The 17,364-nt window shown below is 56.6% G+C and carries 13 protein-coding genes; 7 read left to right on the top strand and 6 right to left on the bottom strand.

The window, feature by feature from the left end; all coding sequences use genetic code 11:
* Positions 1-355: 355 nt before the first annotated feature.
* Both OSO_RS0129175 and OSO_RS50440 read right to left on the bottom strand, forming a co-directional pair.
* On the bottom strand, positions 356-1,255 hold the full coding sequence (locus tag OSO_RS0129175; RefSeq protein WP_083842993.1) for a hypothetical protein: 900 nt from the start codon (positions 1,253-1,255) through the stop codon (positions 356-358).
* Positions 1,256-1,321: 66 nt separating this feature from the next.
* Entirely contained in the window at positions 1,322-3,331 is a 2,010-nt protein-coding gene (locus OSO_RS50440) for a zinc ribbon domain-containing protein (protein ID WP_157605516.1), read from the bottom strand.
* A gap of 246 nt (positions 3,332-3,577) precedes the next feature.
* On the opposite strand from OSO_RS50440, the gene OSO_RS48770 reads away from it, so the two are divergent.
* The gene (locus OSO_RS48770; RefSeq protein WP_157605515.1) at positions 3,578-5,065 is read left to right on the top strand and encodes an MFS transporter; all 1,488 of its coding nucleotides are present in this window, start codon (positions 3,578-3,580) and stop codon (positions 5,063-5,065) included.
* A gap of 7 nt (positions 5,066-5,072) precedes the next feature.
* On the opposite strand, the gene OSO_RS0129160 is transcribed toward OSO_RS48770, so the two are convergent.
* On the bottom strand, positions 5,073-6,149 hold the full coding sequence (locus OSO_RS0129160; RefSeq protein WP_010586501.1) for a DUF1570 domain-containing protein: 1,077 nt from the start codon (positions 6,147-6,149) through the stop codon (positions 5,073-5,075).
* A gap of 303 nt (positions 6,150-6,452) precedes the next feature.
* Between OSO_RS0129160 and OSO_RS45645 the strand changes: the two genes are divergently transcribed.
* Complete coding sequence (locus tag OSO_RS45645; protein WP_050986214.1) at positions 6,453-6,806, top strand: hypothetical protein; 354 nt, start codon at positions 6,453-6,455, stop codon at positions 6,804-6,806.
* A gap of 307 nt (positions 6,807-7,113) precedes the next feature.
* On the opposite strand, the gene OSO_RS45640 is transcribed toward OSO_RS45645, so the two are convergent.
* On the bottom strand, positions 7,114-8,133 hold the full coding sequence (locus tag OSO_RS45640) for an FAD:protein FMN transferase (RefSeq protein ID WP_040592693.1): 1,020 nt from the start codon (positions 8,131-8,133) through the stop codon (positions 7,114-7,116).
* Positions 8,134-8,227: 94 nt separating this feature from the next.
* Between OSO_RS45640 and OSO_RS0129140 the strand changes: the two genes are divergently transcribed.
* Both OSO_RS0129140 and OSO_RS0129135 read left to right on the top strand, forming a co-directional pair.
* Positions 8,228-9,271 (top strand): formylglycine-generating enzyme family protein, encoded by a 1,044-nt coding sequence (locus OSO_RS0129140; protein ID WP_010586498.1) that lies wholly within the window; start codon positions 8,228-8,230, stop codon positions 9,269-9,271.
* Between the two features lie 87 nt (positions 9,272-9,358).
* A complete protein-coding gene (locus OSO_RS0129135; RefSeq protein WP_010586497.1) occupies positions 9,359-10,705 on the top strand; it encodes a Gfo/Idh/MocA family protein in 1,347 nt (448 codons plus the stop codon).
* 142 nt (positions 10,706-10,847) lie between these two features.
* Here the strand turns inward: OSO_RS0129135 and OSO_RS45635 are convergent, their stop codons facing one another.
* Together OSO_RS45635 and OSO_RS0129125 are read right to left on the bottom strand one after the other, a co-directional pair.
* Positions 10,848-11,456, bottom strand: a complete 609-nt coding sequence (locus OSO_RS45635) for a TlpA family protein disulfide reductase (protein WP_010586496.1) — start codon at positions 11,454-11,456, stop codon at positions 10,848-10,850.
* A 150-nt stretch (positions 11,457-11,606) separates the two neighbouring features.
* Positions 11,607-13,124 (bottom strand): carboxypeptidase M32, encoded by a 1,518-nt coding sequence (locus tag OSO_RS0129125; RefSeq protein ID WP_010586495.1) that lies wholly within the window; start codon positions 13,122-13,124, stop codon positions 11,607-11,609.
* A 252-nt stretch (positions 13,125-13,376) separates the two neighbouring features.
* On the opposite strand from OSO_RS0129125, the gene OSO_RS48765 reads away from it, so the two are divergent.
* The 3 genes from OSO_RS48765 to OSO_RS0129105 all read left to right on the top strand — a co-directional run bounded on the left by OSO_RS48765 (position 13,377) and on the right by OSO_RS0129105 (position 17,294).
* Complete coding sequence (locus OSO_RS48765; RefSeq protein WP_010586494.1) at positions 13,377-13,919, top strand: CBS domain-containing protein; 543 nt, start codon at positions 13,377-13,379, stop codon at positions 13,917-13,919.
* Between the two features lie 225 nt (positions 13,920-14,144).
* Positions 14,145-16,211, top strand: coding sequence for an excinuclease ABC subunit UvrB (uvrB, locus tag OSO_RS0129110; protein WP_010586493.1), 2,067 nt, complete (start codon positions 14,145-14,147; stop codon positions 16,209-16,211).
* A gap of 273 nt (positions 16,212-16,484) precedes the next feature.
* On the top strand, positions 16,485-17,294 hold the full coding sequence (locus OSO_RS0129105; RefSeq protein WP_010586492.1) for an SDR family NAD(P)-dependent oxidoreductase: 810 nt from the start codon (positions 16,485-16,487) through the stop codon (positions 17,292-17,294).
* The last annotated feature ends 70 nt before the right edge of the window (positions 17,295-17,364 follow it).

Raw genomic sequence — 17,364 nt, 5'->3', positions numbered from 1 at the left:
GAACCTTCAAGAAGCAGGAGCAGTCATTCAGCAGGACAGTTTTGACAGATTGAAGGTCGCAAGTGAAGGATTACAAACGAACGCGAAGATGGGTTTGCCGATCAGTCAGAATGATGTCCCTCGATTTTGCGAGAATCCATTCTATGGATGCACGCGCATGATGAACGGAGAACTGGGGGGAATCGGCCGCAAACAAGTACAAAAAAAATCGGTCGATCGCAAAGGACGATCACCGCCACGACGATACCAACAAATTGCCTGAATGTGTGATGAAGCGGATCTCAAAATCAACAGCTTCCCCGAGGTCGCCAAGAATTCCGCGAACGGGCGGCGGGCTCAATTCCCACGCGGTCCGTTAAGGCTCGAGCATCGGCCTTTTCGGACGAAGCCTGAGCCCGGTGGTTTCAATCTCGATTTGCCAGCTTGCCTCTTGAGCGACCGCCCTGATGACGTCGCCGACGGTCGTGTTCTTGAGTTCGAACGAAACGTGTGCTTCCAGTTGGTCCGTCCCTAACTCGTCCGCGTCATAGCGAATGGGAGCTCCCAAGTATTCTGACAGAGCTTCAATCAAGTGCCGGCGGCTGACTTTTGGTTGTTTGTACGAAACCAGCTTCTGCGCCATTTTGCCGACGACATCGATCACGACCGGTGCCGGGGTTGGGGTAACAGAAGGATTCGTCTGTTCAGGTGTGGTTTGCTGGGGTGGCCAGATCAGGGGGCCGTCTGTATTGGCAGGTTCAAGTGCCGACAGACTTTCGCTGTCATCAATGAATTGCGATACAACCGGATCAGTACCCGCCGAGGCTAGCGGCTCTGGATCATCGAAATCGCGGGGGGCCATTGGCGTGATTGTTTCGGATGGCGATTCGGGAATGACGCGGACAGGAGTTGTTCGAGGCGAGAACAGCCGCAGTTTCGGCTTGAATCTAAGCACGATAAAGAACGCGATCATCCCGATGAGCAGCAAGCAAGCGGCTGTCAGTGGTGAACTGAGGATTCGAGCGAACCTCGCGCCGACGGTGATCTGGGGCGACTTCTGGGGTGGTTGCGGATGCCCCTGGGGCTTGCGGCCGCGCCCGACGTTTTTCAATTCCTCTGGCTTCAGCTTCCGAATTGAAAACCCGGCGTCCTCATCGAACGACTCAATCCGCAGGGGCGTCTTACATTCCGGGCAACTGACGCGTCGTCCCACGAACGAGCGGTCACGAATCCGGAGGATCGTGCCACAATCGGGACAAGACGAACTGCCAGTCATGTTGACGAATCCCTTTTCGACATGAATCTGCACTGTGTTGCCAACGCGTCGAGGTTGCCAACGCGTCTAGTTCAGCTTGAACGCTTTCAGGCTTTTCCGGTCTGCGAAGGCCTGTGTTGTAATCAGTATTCGCTGATTTGCGTCGTCGACAATCAGAACCAGGCACTTTTCGGGATTGTTTTCGACACTTTTTGATTCCGAAAAGATCTTCGCGATCACGTCTTGTGCGCGTGCCGAGTCCATGCGGAACGACTGCTTGATGTTCTTCGTGAATCCGCCTGCCTTGAGCGCGTCACCGTCGATCTCGATCGCCGTTTTGATTTCCCCGCTGAGATACGCGAACGCCTCATTCATGGGAGTCGCGCGGAAATCGACATCAATGGATGTTGCGAGCCGATCCGGTATCGATCGTACGCCGCCGGGCGCATCGGTTGTGCTGCGGCGGGTGGCCGTGAAATCCGTGCGCGTCGATTCATCCCACGCAAGCAGCGTCCCCAGGAACAAGTTCGGCGCGGCACGATCAGGAAGCGGTGTCACCAATTGGACGTGATGCGGTCCGCGTTTGATGATCGAAGCCATGCAGCAGACTTCGACCATGGCGGGAACGCGTCCGATAATCAGACGCTTCCCCTGCTCGGATGGGTTCATCCGTTCAAACCAGGGCACCAGGTCACCCGCGAGTCGGCTGACCCGCTCGTGGATTTCGCGTTCAACCAATTTGGGCTGTTTGCCTTTCACATGCAGGATCAGGTCTGAGTAGAACAGCTCATCGGTGAAGTGCATGCTCCACGACGCCGCATCGATTGATTCGGGAAACCAGTCGAGCGAATTCCTGACAAACGAACGAAGGTTTTCCGCAAACCAGGCATCATGGAGCTTGAGCGTGAGTGGATCGAAAATCACCGTCAGATGTCGATCTCGGTCCGTCATCGGCAACAGCGGGTCAAGCAATTCTGCCGGATGACTGGTCTCGACCGCTTTGACCATCTCGTCGACTTGCCCCCGCGGACCGGCGACGAGCGTCTTCGAGTCGGGGATCATGTAAGCCGTTTCGGCTGTCGCGTAGACCGATGGTTCGAAACCATCGAGTCGGGGGCCGAATTGTTTGATTCGTGCGTTGCGGTCCTGGTCTTCAACCGTACGGACAACGACCGCGACGTCGGGGGGGTTGCCGCGTTGAGCGGGAATCAGGCAGATCAAAAGTTCATCGACTTCAATTGGTTGAAGTCGAAACCACGTTTCGAGGGTCTGTTCAATGATTTGGGCAAGCGGCGGTACGCAACGACGAATCTCATCGCCTCGACTTTGTTCCTGCCAGAGTTCGGCCGGTCGAAGGTGGATCACCACCTGTGTCCCAAAGGGGATGTATTTCAGGTCGATCGGTGTTCCGTGGGTGGGCGATCCCCGTTGGGCATATTCTGTCAGGTTCGGATCGACGCTGCCCTCGGCGATTTCCTCGCTTGAGGAAGACTCGGCATTCGTCGCGTCGGTGGTCGCCAGTTTTGGCCGTGAAGCGGTCTCGGTCGTGCGGGAAAGAAAGACCGCAATCCCGCCGCAGGCGACCAGGATCACGCTTCCGATGATCAGCCCCATCCGTGTTCGCTGCTGACGCGCTTTCTGTAACTCTTTGAGCCGCGCCGCGGTGCTTTGCGGTCGTGTCATCGGTTCAAACGCGGCAAATTCCGGTGCGAACGCGGGGGCTTCGGTGGGAAATGTGAGCTCGATATGGGACGTCGGGGTCGGTTCAAGAGGCGGCGTTGGCGTGGGCTCTGCAGATGGAATCGCACTTGGCGGCGTGAACGTTGGCTCGACGACGTTTGTTGGGGCAACATCGGTCGGGGCGACAGGTGTAGGGCCAATAGGGCGTGGCTTCTGAGCCGCGGGAGCGGGCGGCGACGCGGGAACCGTTGGTGGCGGCGGCGGCGGCGCGAGCGGCGATGTTTCGGGCGCGGCGAGCGGCTCCGTCAGAATGAACGCATGGCTGCACTTGGGACACTTGCCTTTACGTCCCAGCAAACTGCGATCAGGCAGTTTGAGTTCGCGACCACATTGCGGGCATTGGATTCGAATCGACACGGTAAGGTTCGTCGCTCCACAAAACGATCTATCGGTCATCTCATTCATCGTAGAACACGCCGGGAAAGTTTGCCAATCGCGAAAGCGGCATGTTCCCTCTTCAAGGGCAACGGCGATCACGCGGAATTCACGATCACGATTCGCTATGCGTCGTGGCCTGATCCTGCAAGAATCTTCGCGCACGCCCCGCGCGAGGTGTCTCGTTCAACACATGATGTGTCCCGTTTGCCGGAAGGTTCTGCCACGATGAGTGTCGCCGCGAGTCAGAATGGTCACCCGACATTGTTTCACGATCGCAGCTTCTGGGGGTTGAACCTCACGCAATTTCTGGGGGCCTTTAATGACAATCTGTTCAAGCAACTCGTGATGTTGCTCTGCCTCGATCAAGTCAGGCATGGCGGACAGGATCTTCAGGGATACGCGTTGATCCTCTTCGCGGCGCCCTTCATTGCGATCTCGGGCTACGCCGGTTTTCTGTCCGACCGATATAGCAAGCGAACGATTATTGTCCTGTGCAAACTGGCCGAAGTGATCATCGTGCTGCTGGGCATGGTGGGTTTCATGAGCGGCAATTTGCTGGTCTTGTTGGGTGTGCTCTGCCTGATGGGCGTTCATAGCGCCTTTTTCGGTCCGTCCAAATACGGAATTCTTCCTGAAATGCTACGGCCCGAAGATTTGCCGCGTGCGAACGGAATGATCCTGATGGCGACATTTCTGGCGATCATCTTTGGGCTTTCTGTTGCCGGTGTCGCGATGGAACTGTTTTCGTCAAAATTGTGGGTGGCCAGCCTGCCCTGTTTGTTGATTGCAGTGACGGGGCTGGTCACATCATTGGCCATTCGGCCGACACCGATTGCACAGCCCGGCTTGAAATTCCAAATCTCCTCGATTGCGGTGGCCCCTGAAACGCGGCAACTGCTCTGGAACAATCCCACGCTGTTGGGGGTGTTGATCATGTCGTCTGTCTTCTGGTTCGTCGGTGGTACGATTTATCCTCCGGCGATCAATGCGCTGTGCAAAGAACAATTTGGTTTCAAAGATACGCTTGCGGGGCTTCTGGCAGCGAGCACCGGCGTCGGGATCGCGATCGGGTGCGTTGCCGCGGGGGTTCTCTCGAAGGATCGTGTGCGGGCCTGGATCGTTCGACTGGGCGCCTGGGGATTGACGCTCAGTCTGTTGGCGCTCGCTTTGCCAGGGCCCGGATGGAAAGCCGTATACGAAGAAATTCGCATCAAGCGGCAACTCGCCATGAATCCTCCAGCAGCTGTTGCGTCCGATCAAATTGATGGCGAAGACGAATCGAAACCCGATTCAGACATTCCTATGCCAGTGGTCCCCGTGAAGGTGGACGCGAAGCCCGCCAATTCCTTTCGTGATATTCCTGGGCAGAACACATTCTACCGGGGAACGCTACTGGGGCCGATTGGGAGTGCGTTTGCATTGATCGCGGTCGGCGTTTTCGCTGGCTTTTACAGCGTACCGCTTCAGGTGTATCTGCAATCGCAGGCCCCGACCGAGCAAAAGGGGCGGATTATTGGCGCCACGAATTTGATGAACTGGTTCGGAATTTTCGGTGCCGGCATCGTCTATACGATCGGCCGTCTGATCTTTATCGACTGGTTGATGTTACCGCAGGCAGTGATGTTCGGATTCGCCGCCGCGTTGATGTTGCCGGTGGCCATTTTCTACCGCCCGCCAGAAACGACTGTTGAGAAAACGCCGACGGCAGTGTGATGCACCATCAGTGCTGAGCGATTCGTTTGATGAACCGCAGATACATCATTTCCAACTCGGCGAGGTTCGGACCGAATGCTTTCGTGAAATCGGCCAATCGCGAGGCCGCCTCGTACGGCGCAAACGGATCTCGTTCACTGAGCCGACTCAGGTACTGCGAATAGTCGGCAGGACGCGTTTCGAGCAGAAAGAAGCTAAGCGCCCAGGCTTCGCTGTAGGCATCGAGCGGTGACGATGTGAACAACTGATCTTCAGAGACAAATTGCGTCAGCGAATCCCCTGCTCTTCGTGTATTGGCGTAATCGCGGAACCATAAGAATCGTTCGCGGTTCATACGATCTGCGGGTGACGTTGTTCCCAGCCGGGACCGGATCCCATCGGCTTCGCACATCGTCGCCAGGCCTTCGACGACCCACTTGGGCTGGCCCGCGATCCGCGAATGGATTCCCGTGTTAAACGCGACCTGATGGATCGCTTCATGAATCACGGTATGGTCGACATCGGCGGCACCCGCTCGTTCGAAGAGCGCGACACGATTGGACGACGGAAGATAGAATCCCACCGTTCCGGGTTGGATGGGAGTCCGTTCGGCGGCGCAGTACTTCAAGAAACTGAGTTGGTCAGGAAAGACGACGGCCACCAGCGGAAATTCCGAATCAACAATCGTCAATCCGCGTGCGCGGAACAGTCTGACGAATTCGCGATAGATACGATCGAAAAGGCCGGCATAGGCCTCGGCCGACCCTGGACGCGCCACGACGACATAGTGACCGGCAGTACGGACTTCGAAGTTCTTCCCGAATTCTGTTTGCAGCTCCTGTTTGAATTCAATGGTGGACTGAGGACGGAAGCGTTCCTTTCGTTCCTTGAACTGACTGACATGTGCCAATTCGAGCTGTTTCAGTCGTCCATCCCGACGTTGAAACCAACAGGTCTGGTCGTTGTGCGCGAAGACGCGCCCCGTCAGTTGATGGTCTCCCACGGTCAGGTCGAGCAGCGGCGCGAGCTCGCCCGCTTCAATGGGGGCGAGAACGCATCCGCAAAGAATCAGGGCAACGACTAGTGGCAACCGGCGGGAATTCATGCCTCAAGCTTAGGCCAGATCTGTGTGGTTTCTGGATCCTTGTCTGGATTGAACGTTCCGTGAAGGACGAGTGTCGTTCCGAAGATGACGCCTGTAGCGACGAGAGCGAGCTCGGCGCCTTATCGGATTCTGCGAAGGACCGAATCGGCAAAATTCGCTGAACTTCAAACGGATCGAAAAAAACTCGTGAAAACGCCATGTGAAATTCGAATTAAGCACAAGATCGCCACCAGCGGTGAACGGACGCGGTTCGCACGTTGACGCGTTTTTGAAGATCACAACTCAACTGTTTTTTGAGGTGGAATGATGCGATTGTTGCGACTGGCTGCGTTGATTTCTTGCGTCTATCTGGGCGCCCACACCACGGTTCAGGCAGACTGTCCGCCGTGGCGTCCCTGCGGGCCAGGCAATAGCTGGGGTGGAAATCCCTTCATTCCCCAAGGTTTCTACGGCGCCGATTTCCGCTCCGCGTGCGCGGCCCATGATGCCTGCTATCAAAGCTGCGCGGATCGTCGCGATTGTGACCGACAGTTTCTGTACAACATGCAATCGGCCTGCGAATGCTCGTCCAATCCGCGCGCCTGCCAGCGCAAAGCACGTTGCTATTATCTGGCCGCTCGCCTGTTCGGCGGGGTCGCCCGGCATACCTCGCGGTGATGTTCTACGATTCAAGACGTTGCCACATCGTCTGACTGGTGTGTCATGGGGCGATGCCCGTGGTACACAAATGATGTTGAAAATATTGATCTGAATTTCCACGTTGCTTGTATTTCCTCGTTACCAAGCTCCCGCTTGGTAACGCCTCTTCACACGACTGTTCCCATCGCGGAAGGACCTGGCGCGGTCGATCCTGTATGTTTCCGATTTTGGAAGGCATCGATAAGCGGGAGCGTGCCAATGCGGAATTCCCGGACACCCTCACGCGGGAGCTTCGCAGCAAGGGATGCTGCCTGCCGACAACACCCTATTCCTTCTTCCATTCCAGTTGTTTGAATCCAGACGTTTCGATGACGCGCGTTCCCTGCTCTGTGGCCTCCACAATCAGGGCCTCGATCTGTGGGCTGGATTCGGCAAGTGACAAGCCTTTTTCGGGGCCCTGCACACAGACGGCAGTTGCCAGCGCGTCCGCCACCGCTCCGTCTCTGGCCACGATTGTGACGCTGCTGCGCTTCGTCAGTCCCAACCCAGTTTGCGGGTCGACGATATGCGAATACCGGATGCCGCCGATTTCCACAAACTGGAACGCGTCGCCCGAGGTTGAGATCGCGCAATTCTTCAAGAGCAGCAATCGGCTGGGGGAACTTTGTTTCGCGGCGAGTGGCGCGACGCCGACTTTCCAGCCCGCGGCTTTCGGGGGCGCGTCACCCGCGACAATGTCGCCGGCGACAGCGACCAGTGTACAATTGAGACTGTGTTCACGCAGACGGCGGCTCATTTGCTGGGCGATGTATCCTTTCGCGACCCCGCCAAAATCCAGCTGCATTCCCGAGCGTTTCAATTCGACGGTCTGATTTGTCGCGTCGAGTGCCACATCCTGCCAGCCGACAGACGCTTTTGCGCTCGCAATCTCTTCGGGTGTCGGCAATGTTTTTTCTTTTCGCGCACGCCGCCAGAGCTTGATCAGGGGGCCAACCGTCACATCAAATGCACCGTCCGACTGTTCCGCAATCCTCAGTGACAGTTCGAGTTGTTGAAACAGCTCGGGGCTGACTTTCACGGGGCCGCGCGAGCCCGCGTCGACGCACAGACGCATGACTTCGCTGTCCGATTTGTAATCACTGAAGATTCTGTCGAGTTCCCCAAGGCGGGCATAGGCGGCTTTCGCAGCCTCATTTGCGACCGTTTCTTCGGGCGCGTATAGTGTGATTTCCACAATCGTACCGAGATGTGGTTCGGCAAATGAGAATCGTTCAAGCGACTGAGCGGATGTCGAAGAGGCCACCCACAACAAGGCGATGAAGACCGTTACAAACCTTTTGCACATTCGAGCTGCTATGTTGTCCAATTGCTTTACGCACATGCTGTCCTGCCAATCGACAAAAATATTCGCTGCCCCGGCTGGCAGGCGATTTTTCAGTTTGCTGGTCACCGCTCTTGCTCTGCCGCTCATGGCTGTCGCTCAGGATGATCCGAGCAATGCCAAGACTGAAGCGGCGATGAAGCCGTACATTCAAAAGATCCGCAACACGGAAATCGAGTTTACGATGGTACCGATTCCGGGGGGCGAATTCCTTATGGGAAGTCCCGATTCGGAAGCCGGACGCAACGCCGACGAAGGTCCGCAGCACAAGGTCAAGCTCGAGCCTTTCTGGATGGGAAAAACGGAAGTCACCTGGGACGAGTTTGAGCTCTGGTCGATCCGTCTGGAAAAAGCACTGCGTTCGTTCGGTGGGGCTGAAACGGGTCCACTGGAACAGGCGGCCGATGCGATTACGAAGCCGACCAATCCCTATACGGATATGTCCTTCGATATGGGTAAGGACGGCGGATATCCCGCGATCTGTATGACGCAGCATGCGGCGAAAACCTACTGCGAATGGTTGTCGGCCAAAACAGGGCATTACTATCGGTTGCCAACCGAAGCCGAGTGGGAGTATGCCTGCCGCGCGGGGACGACGACGGCCTATTCCTTCGGCGACGATGCGGCCCAGCTTGGCGAGTATGCCTGGATCGAAGGAAACAGTGCTGAAAAGGGAAGCCCTAAGTACCACAAGGTTGGCAAGAAGAAGCCGAATCCATGGGGCCTTTACGACATGCACGGCAACGTCGCAGAATGGACGCAGGATCGATACGAAGCCGATTTCTACAGCAAGTTCAATCCAAATCAGGCGGTCAAATTCCCACTCTGTCTGGCCGACGACGAGTATCCTCGCGTGGCACGCGGTGGTGCCTGGGATCGTGGTCCCGAAGCCGCCCGCAGCGCCGCTCGCATGGCGTCGGATGCGGAATGGAAGCAGCAAGATCCTCAGAATCCCAAGAGCGCGTGGTACATGACCGATGCCCTGTGGGTTGGTTTCCGCGTCGTTCGTCCGCTCAATGAACCCACCGCAGAGGAACGGAAGAATCTGCGATTGGACGCCGTCGTTCCGAAAGGCGTTAAACCTCGCGTGACCATCGAGTGATTGTTTCACTTCGCTCACGCTACACGGATCTTGTTTGTCGATTCAACATTGTTTGTGCGCCCGTGCCCGCCCACTAAGGAGTTGAGTATGAACCCGTCCAATCAGCCTCACACATCGACCTCGCGCCGCGAGTTTTTGCGGACATCGGCCTTGGCCGGTGCCGGTGCGGCTCTGGTCGTTCCAGCTGGATTCAGCAGCAGCTTGTTTGCCAGCGGCGACGACACGATCAAGGTCGGACTGGTCGGTTGCGGTGGACGTGGAACGGGGGCAGCTGGTCAGGCTCTTTCCACCAACGGGAACGTCAAATTGACCGCGGTCGGTGACGCATTTCCCGAGAATGCCAGAAACGTGGTCGATGCCGTGAAATCGGGATTGGGTGCCAAGGGCGAGCGAGTCCAAGTGGCCCCTGATAAGATTTTTGATGGACTGGACGCCTATCAGAAAGTCATCGATAGCGGCGTCGATCTGGTGATTCTGGCGACACCTCCCGGGTTTCGGCCGATTCACTTCGAATATGCGGTCAAGGCCGGCAAGCATGTCTTCATGGAGAAGCCGGTCGCCGTCGATGCCCCCGGCGTCCGACAGGTCATTGAAGCGAACAAGATCGCCAAGGAAAAGAAGCTGAAAGTCGGTGTTGGACTGCAACGACATCACCACGCCGGCTATCTGGAAACGATCAAACGCATCAAGGATGGCGCCATCGGTGATATCATCGCTCTGCGCGCCTACTGGAACGGTGCCGGTGTCTGGGATCCACGTAAGACCCGCGAGCAATGTAAGTCGGAAATGGAGTACCAGATCCTGAACTGGTACTACTACAACTGGTTGAGCGGCGATCACATTTGCGAACAACACATCCACAACCTGGACGTCTGCAACTGGATCAAGGGCGGCAAGGACAAGCTGGCCGATTATCCCGTCAAGGCGAACGGAATGGGCGGTCGACAGGTTCGCACCGACAAGAAGTACGGTGAAATCTACGACCACTTCTATGTCGAGTATGAGTATGCCGACGGTGCCCGCATGTACAGCCAGTGTCGCCACATCCGTGGCTGCTGGAGCTCGGTCTCGGAATCGGTTGATGGAACCAGGGGATCCGCGAACCCTGAAGGTTCGATTTCCGGCAAAGGGATCAACTGGAAGTATCCCGAAAAGAGCAAAGACCCGTACCAGGTTGAACACGACAACATGCAGGCCGCCATCCGCAAAGGCGAAGAATTCAACGAAGCCGACAACGGCGCGAAGAGCACGATGACGTCCATTCTGGGTCGTTTGTGCGTGTATTCCGGAAAAGAAATCACGTGGGACGAGGCCTTCAATTCGAACGTGAGCTTGTCTCCCAAAACGTACGCGTGGGACGCTGAGCCCCCGGTGAAGGCCGACGCCAACGGCGTCTATCCGATCGCCGTGCCCGGCTTGACCAAGGTTCTGTAAGAACGTCAGGTCGCGACAATACAAAAGCTCGTCGAGATCATCTCGACGAGCTTTTTTCACGCCATCGGTTGTGTACTTGGAGGACCATTCGGACGCTCTGCCGAGCGGCGGTGGACATCGTCCCGTTCGTGGCCGTGACGAATCACTGATCCTGTTTTTTCGGTTCGGCCGTTGCTGCGGGGGTTGAAACCGTCGCCAGCGCGTCGACGATCGCCTGTTCGAGCCCTGCCGCAGAACTGGGGCTCCAGCCAGCCTGGTGGAAGGTGATTTTCTTTTGAGCGTCGACGACCCAAAGCTGAGGGATTCCCTCAACTTGCAGTTGGGTCAGAGTTTTGTCGGCGCCGTAGCCGTTTGGCCATGTCATGCCCTCTTCCTCGACGGCTTTGGTCGTTTGTCCCAACGATTCGGAATCGGAACCTTCCGACGTCAGTCCGATGAACTGAACGCCGCGGTCTTTATATTTTTCGTGCAGCTTGACGAGTGTCGGCGTCAAGGCGCGACAGGGGCCGCACCAATAGGCCCAGGCGTCCACCACGAGAACTCGACCTTGCAGATGGCTTTCATCGGGGGCGGGGCCATTGATCCATCCGACCGCCTCGATCGTGGGAAACGATGTGCCGATGGCCGCCGAGGGTGCTGGTTGAATCCCGGATCGGATCGCCAATGCGAAGGCGACTGCCAAGGCGCAGACAATCAAAAACGCGACGGGAAATCCCTTTTGACGCGAGGCAGATTTAAGCTTGTCAGACATAGAATTGCCATTCTCCGAAAGCGATCGACAGAGGATTTCGTCGAATGATCAACCGGCCGACAACCTGATACAAACATGTGACCGTGATCACTCGTCCTGCGTGTGGCCGCGCGGTCTTGTCGCGGCCACACGTCTGCGGATGTGATTATATCAGAGCTGATAGAGTTCGGAGTACTTCGTTCGCAGATGCGTCATCAACGCCTCATGCGACAAGGTTTCACCTGTCACCAATTCCACCAGGCGTCGTGCCGAATAACGCCGTCCATGTTTGTGAATTTTCTCGTTGAGCCATTCTTTCAACGGCTTGAAGATGCCACGCGTGAACTGTTCGTCGAGGTCACCCAAATCGCGCCGGGCTGCGCCAAAGATCTGAGCGGCATACAGATTTCCCAGGGTGTACGTTGGGAAGTAACCCAGTAGTCCCGCACTCCAGTGAATGTCCTGCAAACAGCCATTGGCGTCGTTGGGAATCGACAGCCCGAAGTAACTGCTCATTTTTTCGTTCCAGACCTCGGGCACATCCGTCGGCTTCAAGTCGCCCGAAACGAGCTGCTGCTCGATTTCGAACCGCAGCATGATGTGCAAGTTGTAGGTGACTTCGTCCGCCTCGACGCGAATGAGCGATGGTCGCACATCGTTGATTGCAAAATGGAACTCGTCGCCCGTGACATCACCCAGTGCCTTCGGGAATGCAGATTGAGCGGTCGGATAAAAGTAATTCCAGAATGAACGACTGCGTCCGACAAAGTTCTCCCACAGTCGCGACTGCGATTCGTGAATTCCCAACGAAGTGGCCTGACCGACGCCCAAACCGAAGCTCTCACCCGGCAGTCCCTGGTCGTAAATCCCATGACCTGATTCGTGCAAGACGCCGAAAAAGGCAGAATTAAAATGGTGATCGTTGTAACGGGTGGTCAAGCGGCAATCGCCCGGTCCAAATCCGCTGCAAAACGGGTGAGCGGATTCGTCAATCCGGCCTGCGTCAAAATCAAATCCAATCGCTTTCGAGGCGCTTTCCGCCAGGACGATTTGGGGTGTCTTGGGGTAGTGACGGGTCAATACATCGACTCGCGGTCGGCGCGGCGACGCCTGGATCTGGGAGACCAGTTTGACCAGTTCGTCGCGCAAGGGAGAAAACGTTTGCTGAATCTCAGCAGCGGTCATTCCCGGTTCATAGTCGTCCAAAAGTGCATCGTATGGGATGCCCGCGCCATAGCCGACCGCCTGAGCTTCTTCGCGCTTCAGACCGATCATTTTTTCCAGCCACGGCAAGAACGCGGCAAAATCGGAATCTTCTCGAGCTTCTGCCCAGGCTTGCTGCGACATCGTGGTGGTTCGTGACAATTCTTCCACTAGCCGTCGGGGCAATTTCGTCTGACGGTCATAGGCCCGTCGTGCTTCTCGGACATTGGCGGCGCGGTCGCTGTCGGCAGGTCCCAGGTCCCCCTGCTTTTCCAGCTCGGAAAGCAGTTCTCCAATTCGGGGCGAGGTACTTCGTTCATGCGCCAGACCCGCGAGCAACGCCGTTTGCTCGGCACGGAACCCGACCCCCTTCTCGGGCATGTAGGTCTGTTCGTCCCAGCCAAGCACGCTGCAACACGAGTTGAGCAACGCCGCTTCGCGTAACAATGAAGTCAATGCCGTGTAGAGTTCATCCGTGCGAGACATAAGATTCCTCGAATGTGATGCGGGTTCGGCGGGATGATCCCACAGGGCCACCCCGCATTCAAGGCATCGTCGTGACGACGCGTATCGCGTGCATAACCGCTACGGTGAGTTTGCCGGCTGCAAAGACTTTTAATTTCGCGTTGAGTTTTCGCCTCATGATGCCGAAACGCAACCTATGTTCTGGAATGAACCGAGTGCGACGATTCCCTTCGTCGCCGTTCAATTGACTCACTTTCCAGATGGAGTGGCACGATGAGGATGACCGTCGCCGATCTGATGTGCGAAATGCCCGTCACCGTAGGTCCCGAATGCACGACCGATGAAGCGCTCGAAGCGTTTTACGAACACGAAACACCCGAGCTGTACGTCGTTGACGAATCAGGCTTCTTGTTGGGTGTTCTTCCGGATTACGAATTGCTGAAGGCACAACTGAGCGGTGAGTCCAAAGGGGCTTGCGTCGAGCAGTTGATGTCGACCTCGGTTCCGGTTTGCCGGTCTTCATCCGACGCCGCCGGGGTGGCGCGTGCATTCCGCGACAGCCAGTGCAACCGGATGCCCGTTGTCCAGGCCGGCCGATTGGTTGGCGTCGTGACGCGTGCCGACGTCTTGCGATTGATGGCCGTGCTGCGACGGATTGAAATGCCATCAATTCAAACGAAGTCTGAGCCCAAGCGACCAAAGCATCTCGACGCTGCCAAGTCGGGAACAGCGCGCAATGCCCGCGCCAAGACGGTCAGTCGCAAAGCCGCCACGGGACGAAGCCGCTCAAAAACGGCCGCCCGCTCTGCTCGATAGTTGATGGTATCCGCGACCAAGGTGGGTCGAACAGATTCTCAATGATGATGCCGCAAAGTCGCCCTTTCGCACCGCCGATTGGGCGACTTTGTGCCTTTGCAAGCACGTGACATCCTTCGGTTTGTACAGTGAAGTTGTTCACTCTCTTTGTGATCGGGGCTTTGCTCGACGACCAGACTCGATAAGATTCCTGGATCTCCGGAAATCTCAAACGAGTTGGGTCCTATGCCTGAATTTCAGATCGCCAGCCCTTTTCAACCTGCAGGTGACCAGCCCAAAGCGATCGAGTCGCTGGTACGGGGCCTTCGTGAAGGCAAACGTGATCAGGTGTTGCTGGGGGTGACCGGTTCGGGCAAGACGTTCACGATGGCGAACGTGATCCAGCAGATGCAGCGCCCGACGCTAATTCTGTCACACAACAAGACACTTGCCGCACAGCTTTACGGCGAATTTCGCGAATTCTTTCCGAACAACGCCGTGGCGTACTTCGTCAGCTACTACGATTACTACCAGCCCGAGGCGTACATTCCGCAGCGCGACATCTACATCGAGAAGGACGCCTCGATCAATGAAGAAATCGACCGCCTGCGATTGCTCGCGACCAGTGCACTCGTCAGCCGCCGTGATGTGATCGTCGTCGCCAGCGTGAGCTGCATCTATGGCCTGGGTTCGCCCAAGGACTATCTCGAGATGATGGTTCCGCTTTCCGTTGGTGGAACCATTGATCGTGACGAACTGTTGCGAAAACTGTGTGATATTCAGTATTCGCGAAATGATGTCGCCCCGGCCCGCAGCAATTTTCGAGTGCGTGGTGACGTGGTGGAGGTCTGGCCGGCCTACGAAGAGTTCGCGTATCGGATCGAGCTTTGGGGGGATGAAGTCGAAAAGTTGTCGATCATCAATCCACTGACGGGTGAAGAGGCTCAACGTCTGAACGACATCTACATCTACCCTGCCAAGCACTATGTTCTGCCAGAAGACCGAATCGCGGACGCGACGACCGAGATTGAAAACGAACTGAATACCCAGCTCGAGAAATTCCAGCAGGAGGGAAAATTACTCGAACGTCAGCGGTTGAATGCCCGCACGCGGCATGATTTGGAAATGCTGCGCGAAGTCGGGTTCTGCCCTGGAATCGAAAACTACAGCCGGGCGCTTTCCGGTCGTAAGCCGGGTGAAGCTCCATTCACGTTGCTGGACTTCTTTCCCGAAGATTTTTTAATGTTCATCGACGAATCGCATGTGTCGACCCCACAGATTCGTGCGATGTACAACGGTGACCGGGCTCGCAAAACGACACTGGTCGATCACGGTTTTCGGTTGCCGATGGCACTCGACAATCGACCGCTGAAGTTTGAAGAGTGGAACGCACGTCGGAAACAGACCGTGTTTGTTTCGGCGACGCCTGCAGATTGGGAGATTGAACAAACGGGTGGTGAAGTCGTTGAGCAGGTGATTCGCCCTACGGGGTTGCTCGATCCGACGATTTCCATTCATCCCGCGCGCGGCCAGGTGCCCCATTTGTTGGAACAAATCAAGACGCGTACTGCAATGGGCCAGCGGACGCTCGTCACGACGCTGACGAAGCGATTATCCGAAGACCTGACGAAGTACTTGACGGAAGAAGGCATCAAATGCGCCTGGTTGCACTCAGAATTGGATGCGTTCGAGCGTGTGGAAGTTTTGCGAAGTCTGCGTGAGGGGAAATACGACGCGGTAGTCGGCGTCAACTTGCTGCGTGAGGGGATCGACGTTCCTGAAGTCTCACTCGTCGCGATTCTGGATGCAGACAAAGAAGGGTTCTTGCGCAGTGCGACCAGCTTGATTCAGACCATTGGGCGTTCCGCGCGAAATGTGAACGCCGAAGTTGTGCTGTACGCAGATTCCGTGACAGACAGCATGCAGCAGGCGCTCGACGAAACCGCTCGTCGGCGTGTGCTCCAGGCCGAGTACAACAAGAAGCACGGGATCACTCCGGAAACGATTCGCAAAGCGATTCGCCGTGGGATCGAAGAAGAAATCGAAGCCAAACGCCTGAACCAAAAAGTGATCGGTGTTGAGAGCGAAAGCCAATATGTCACGCAAGAGTACTTGAGCGAGCTGGAAGCCGAGATGCTGGCCGCTGCCGAGGCATTGGAGTTCGAACGGGCCGCTAAGCTGCGCGACCGGATCGTGCAGTTAAAACAGCAGATTGGAAAACCTGTTCCCACCGAGGACGCATCTTCGCCGCAGAAATCCGGTGGCCGACGCGGCCGCAAAGGCGGCAGTCGCAAGCCAAACCCTCACCGGTAACCCGGGGCTTCCTGCTCTCGAATTCGAGAACTTCGCATCGACGATTTCTGCTCGACGACCAACTCGGCCCACGATTTTGCGTTGCCTATTACTGGGTACAGTGGACAAACAAGAGGCACAGAGGCGCGAAGACACAGAGAAGGCGAACACGGGTCCGGAAAAGCTCGGTGATGGTTGCAGAGTTGGCTTGGAACTTGGATGCTTTGATTTCCCTGCGAGGACGATTGATCGATCGCAGCTTGGGGCCGTGGAATCAAACTGAGGAATGACGTTGTGGGTGATGTGCTGGCAGGGAAAGTCGCTCTGGTGACGGGTGGCGGGCGAGGATTGGGGCGCGCGTTTGCCGAACGATTGGCATCGATGGGTTGTGCCATCGGTGTACATGGGATGCGCGAGCATGGTCCAGCCGAGTATGGCGAAGGGACGACGCTGACCGATACCGCGCGCGAGATCGGCGAAACGTATGGCGTGCGAACTTTTCGAGTCCTGGGAGATTTAACGGTCAACGGCGATGTCGAACGGATCGTTGGTGAAGTGACCGAGGCGCTCGGGCCGATCTCGGTTCTGGTTCATAACGCCGGCGGTGACATTGCCGCCGCGGGTGGTAAACCCAATCCGAATGATGCCGTGATGGTCAAGGAAGTCGACGTGCGCGCGGTGCTCGATCGAAATCTGCTCAGTACGATTTTCACATGCCAGCATGTGGCCAAGGGGATGATGGAACGACGCTGGGGACGAATCATCACGATCAGCTCGATCGCGGCGTTCAAGGGGAATGACACAAGTTGTATTTACTCGACAGCGAAAGCCGCGGTTGTGGAATATACACGATGTCTGGCAGCCCAGCTTCGCCCGTACAATGTCACCGCCAATACACTCGCCCCGGGGGATACCCGCACGGGGCGTTTCCTGGGCACCCGTCCGGTGGCGTCCGAACGTCTTGTGACCGATGGAACGCTGGATCGAGTGGGAATCGTTGACGAAGTGTCACGTGTCGTCGAGCTGTTCGCCGGGCCGATGGGAGACTTCATTACCGGACAGGCGTTGCGAGTCGATGGCGGCAGCCAGATCTGGCCCGCCTGACGAACCGGCATGCGTGACTGGTCACGATTCGTAAATTTGTTCGCCCATGATCATGAATTTTTTTCGGGTA

This window comes from Schlesneria paludicola DSM 18645, from assembly GCF_000255655.1.
GTDB lineage: Bacteria > Planctomycetota > Planctomycetia > Planctomycetales > Planctomycetaceae > Schlesneria > Schlesneria paludicola.
Note: the sequence above shows the minus strand (reverse complement) of the source record. Positions and strands in the feature narration are given on the sequence as shown.

What these genes read in the sequence shown, in the direction of transcription:
- OSO_RS0129175 (WP_083842993.1), bottom strand. Translation starts at nt 1,255, where the DNA reads ATGACTGGCAGTTCGTCTTGTCCCGATTGTGGCACGATCCTCCGGATT.
- OSO_RS48770 (WP_157605515.1), top strand. Translation starts at nt 3,578, where the DNA reads ATGAGTGTCGCCGCGAGTCAGAATGGTCACCCGACATTGTTTCACGAT.
- OSO_RS0129160 (WP_010586501.1), bottom strand. Translation starts at nt 6,149, where the DNA reads ATGAATTCCCGCCGGTTGCCACTAGTCGTTGCCCTGATTCTTTGCGGA.
- OSO_RS45645 (WP_050986214.1), top strand. Translation starts at nt 6,453, where the DNA reads ATGATGCGATTGTTGCGACTGGCTGCGTTGATTTCTTGCGTCTATCTG.
- OSO_RS45640 (WP_040592693.1), bottom strand. Translation starts at nt 8,133, where the DNA reads ATGTGCAAAAGGTTTGTAACGGTCTTCATCGCCTTGTTGTGGGTGGCC.
- OSO_RS0129135 (WP_010586497.1), top strand. Translation starts at nt 9,359, where the DNA reads ATGAACCCGTCCAATCAGCCTCACACATCGACCTCGCGCCGCGAGTTT.
- OSO_RS45635 (WP_010586496.1), bottom strand. Translation starts at nt 11,456, where the DNA reads ATGTCTGACAAGCTTAAATCTGCCTCGCGTCAAAAGGGATTTCCCGTC.
- OSO_RS0129125 (WP_010586495.1), bottom strand. Translation starts at nt 13,124, where the DNA reads ATGTCTCGCACGGATGAACTCTACACGGCATTGACTTCATTGTTACGC.
- OSO_RS48765 (WP_010586494.1), top strand. Translation starts at nt 13,377, where the DNA reads ATGAGGATGACCGTCGCCGATCTGATGTGCGAAATGCCCGTCACCGTA.
- uvrB (WP_010586493.1), top strand. Translation starts at nt 14,145, where the DNA reads ATGCCTGAATTTCAGATCGCCAGCCCTTTTCAACCTGCAGGTGACCAG.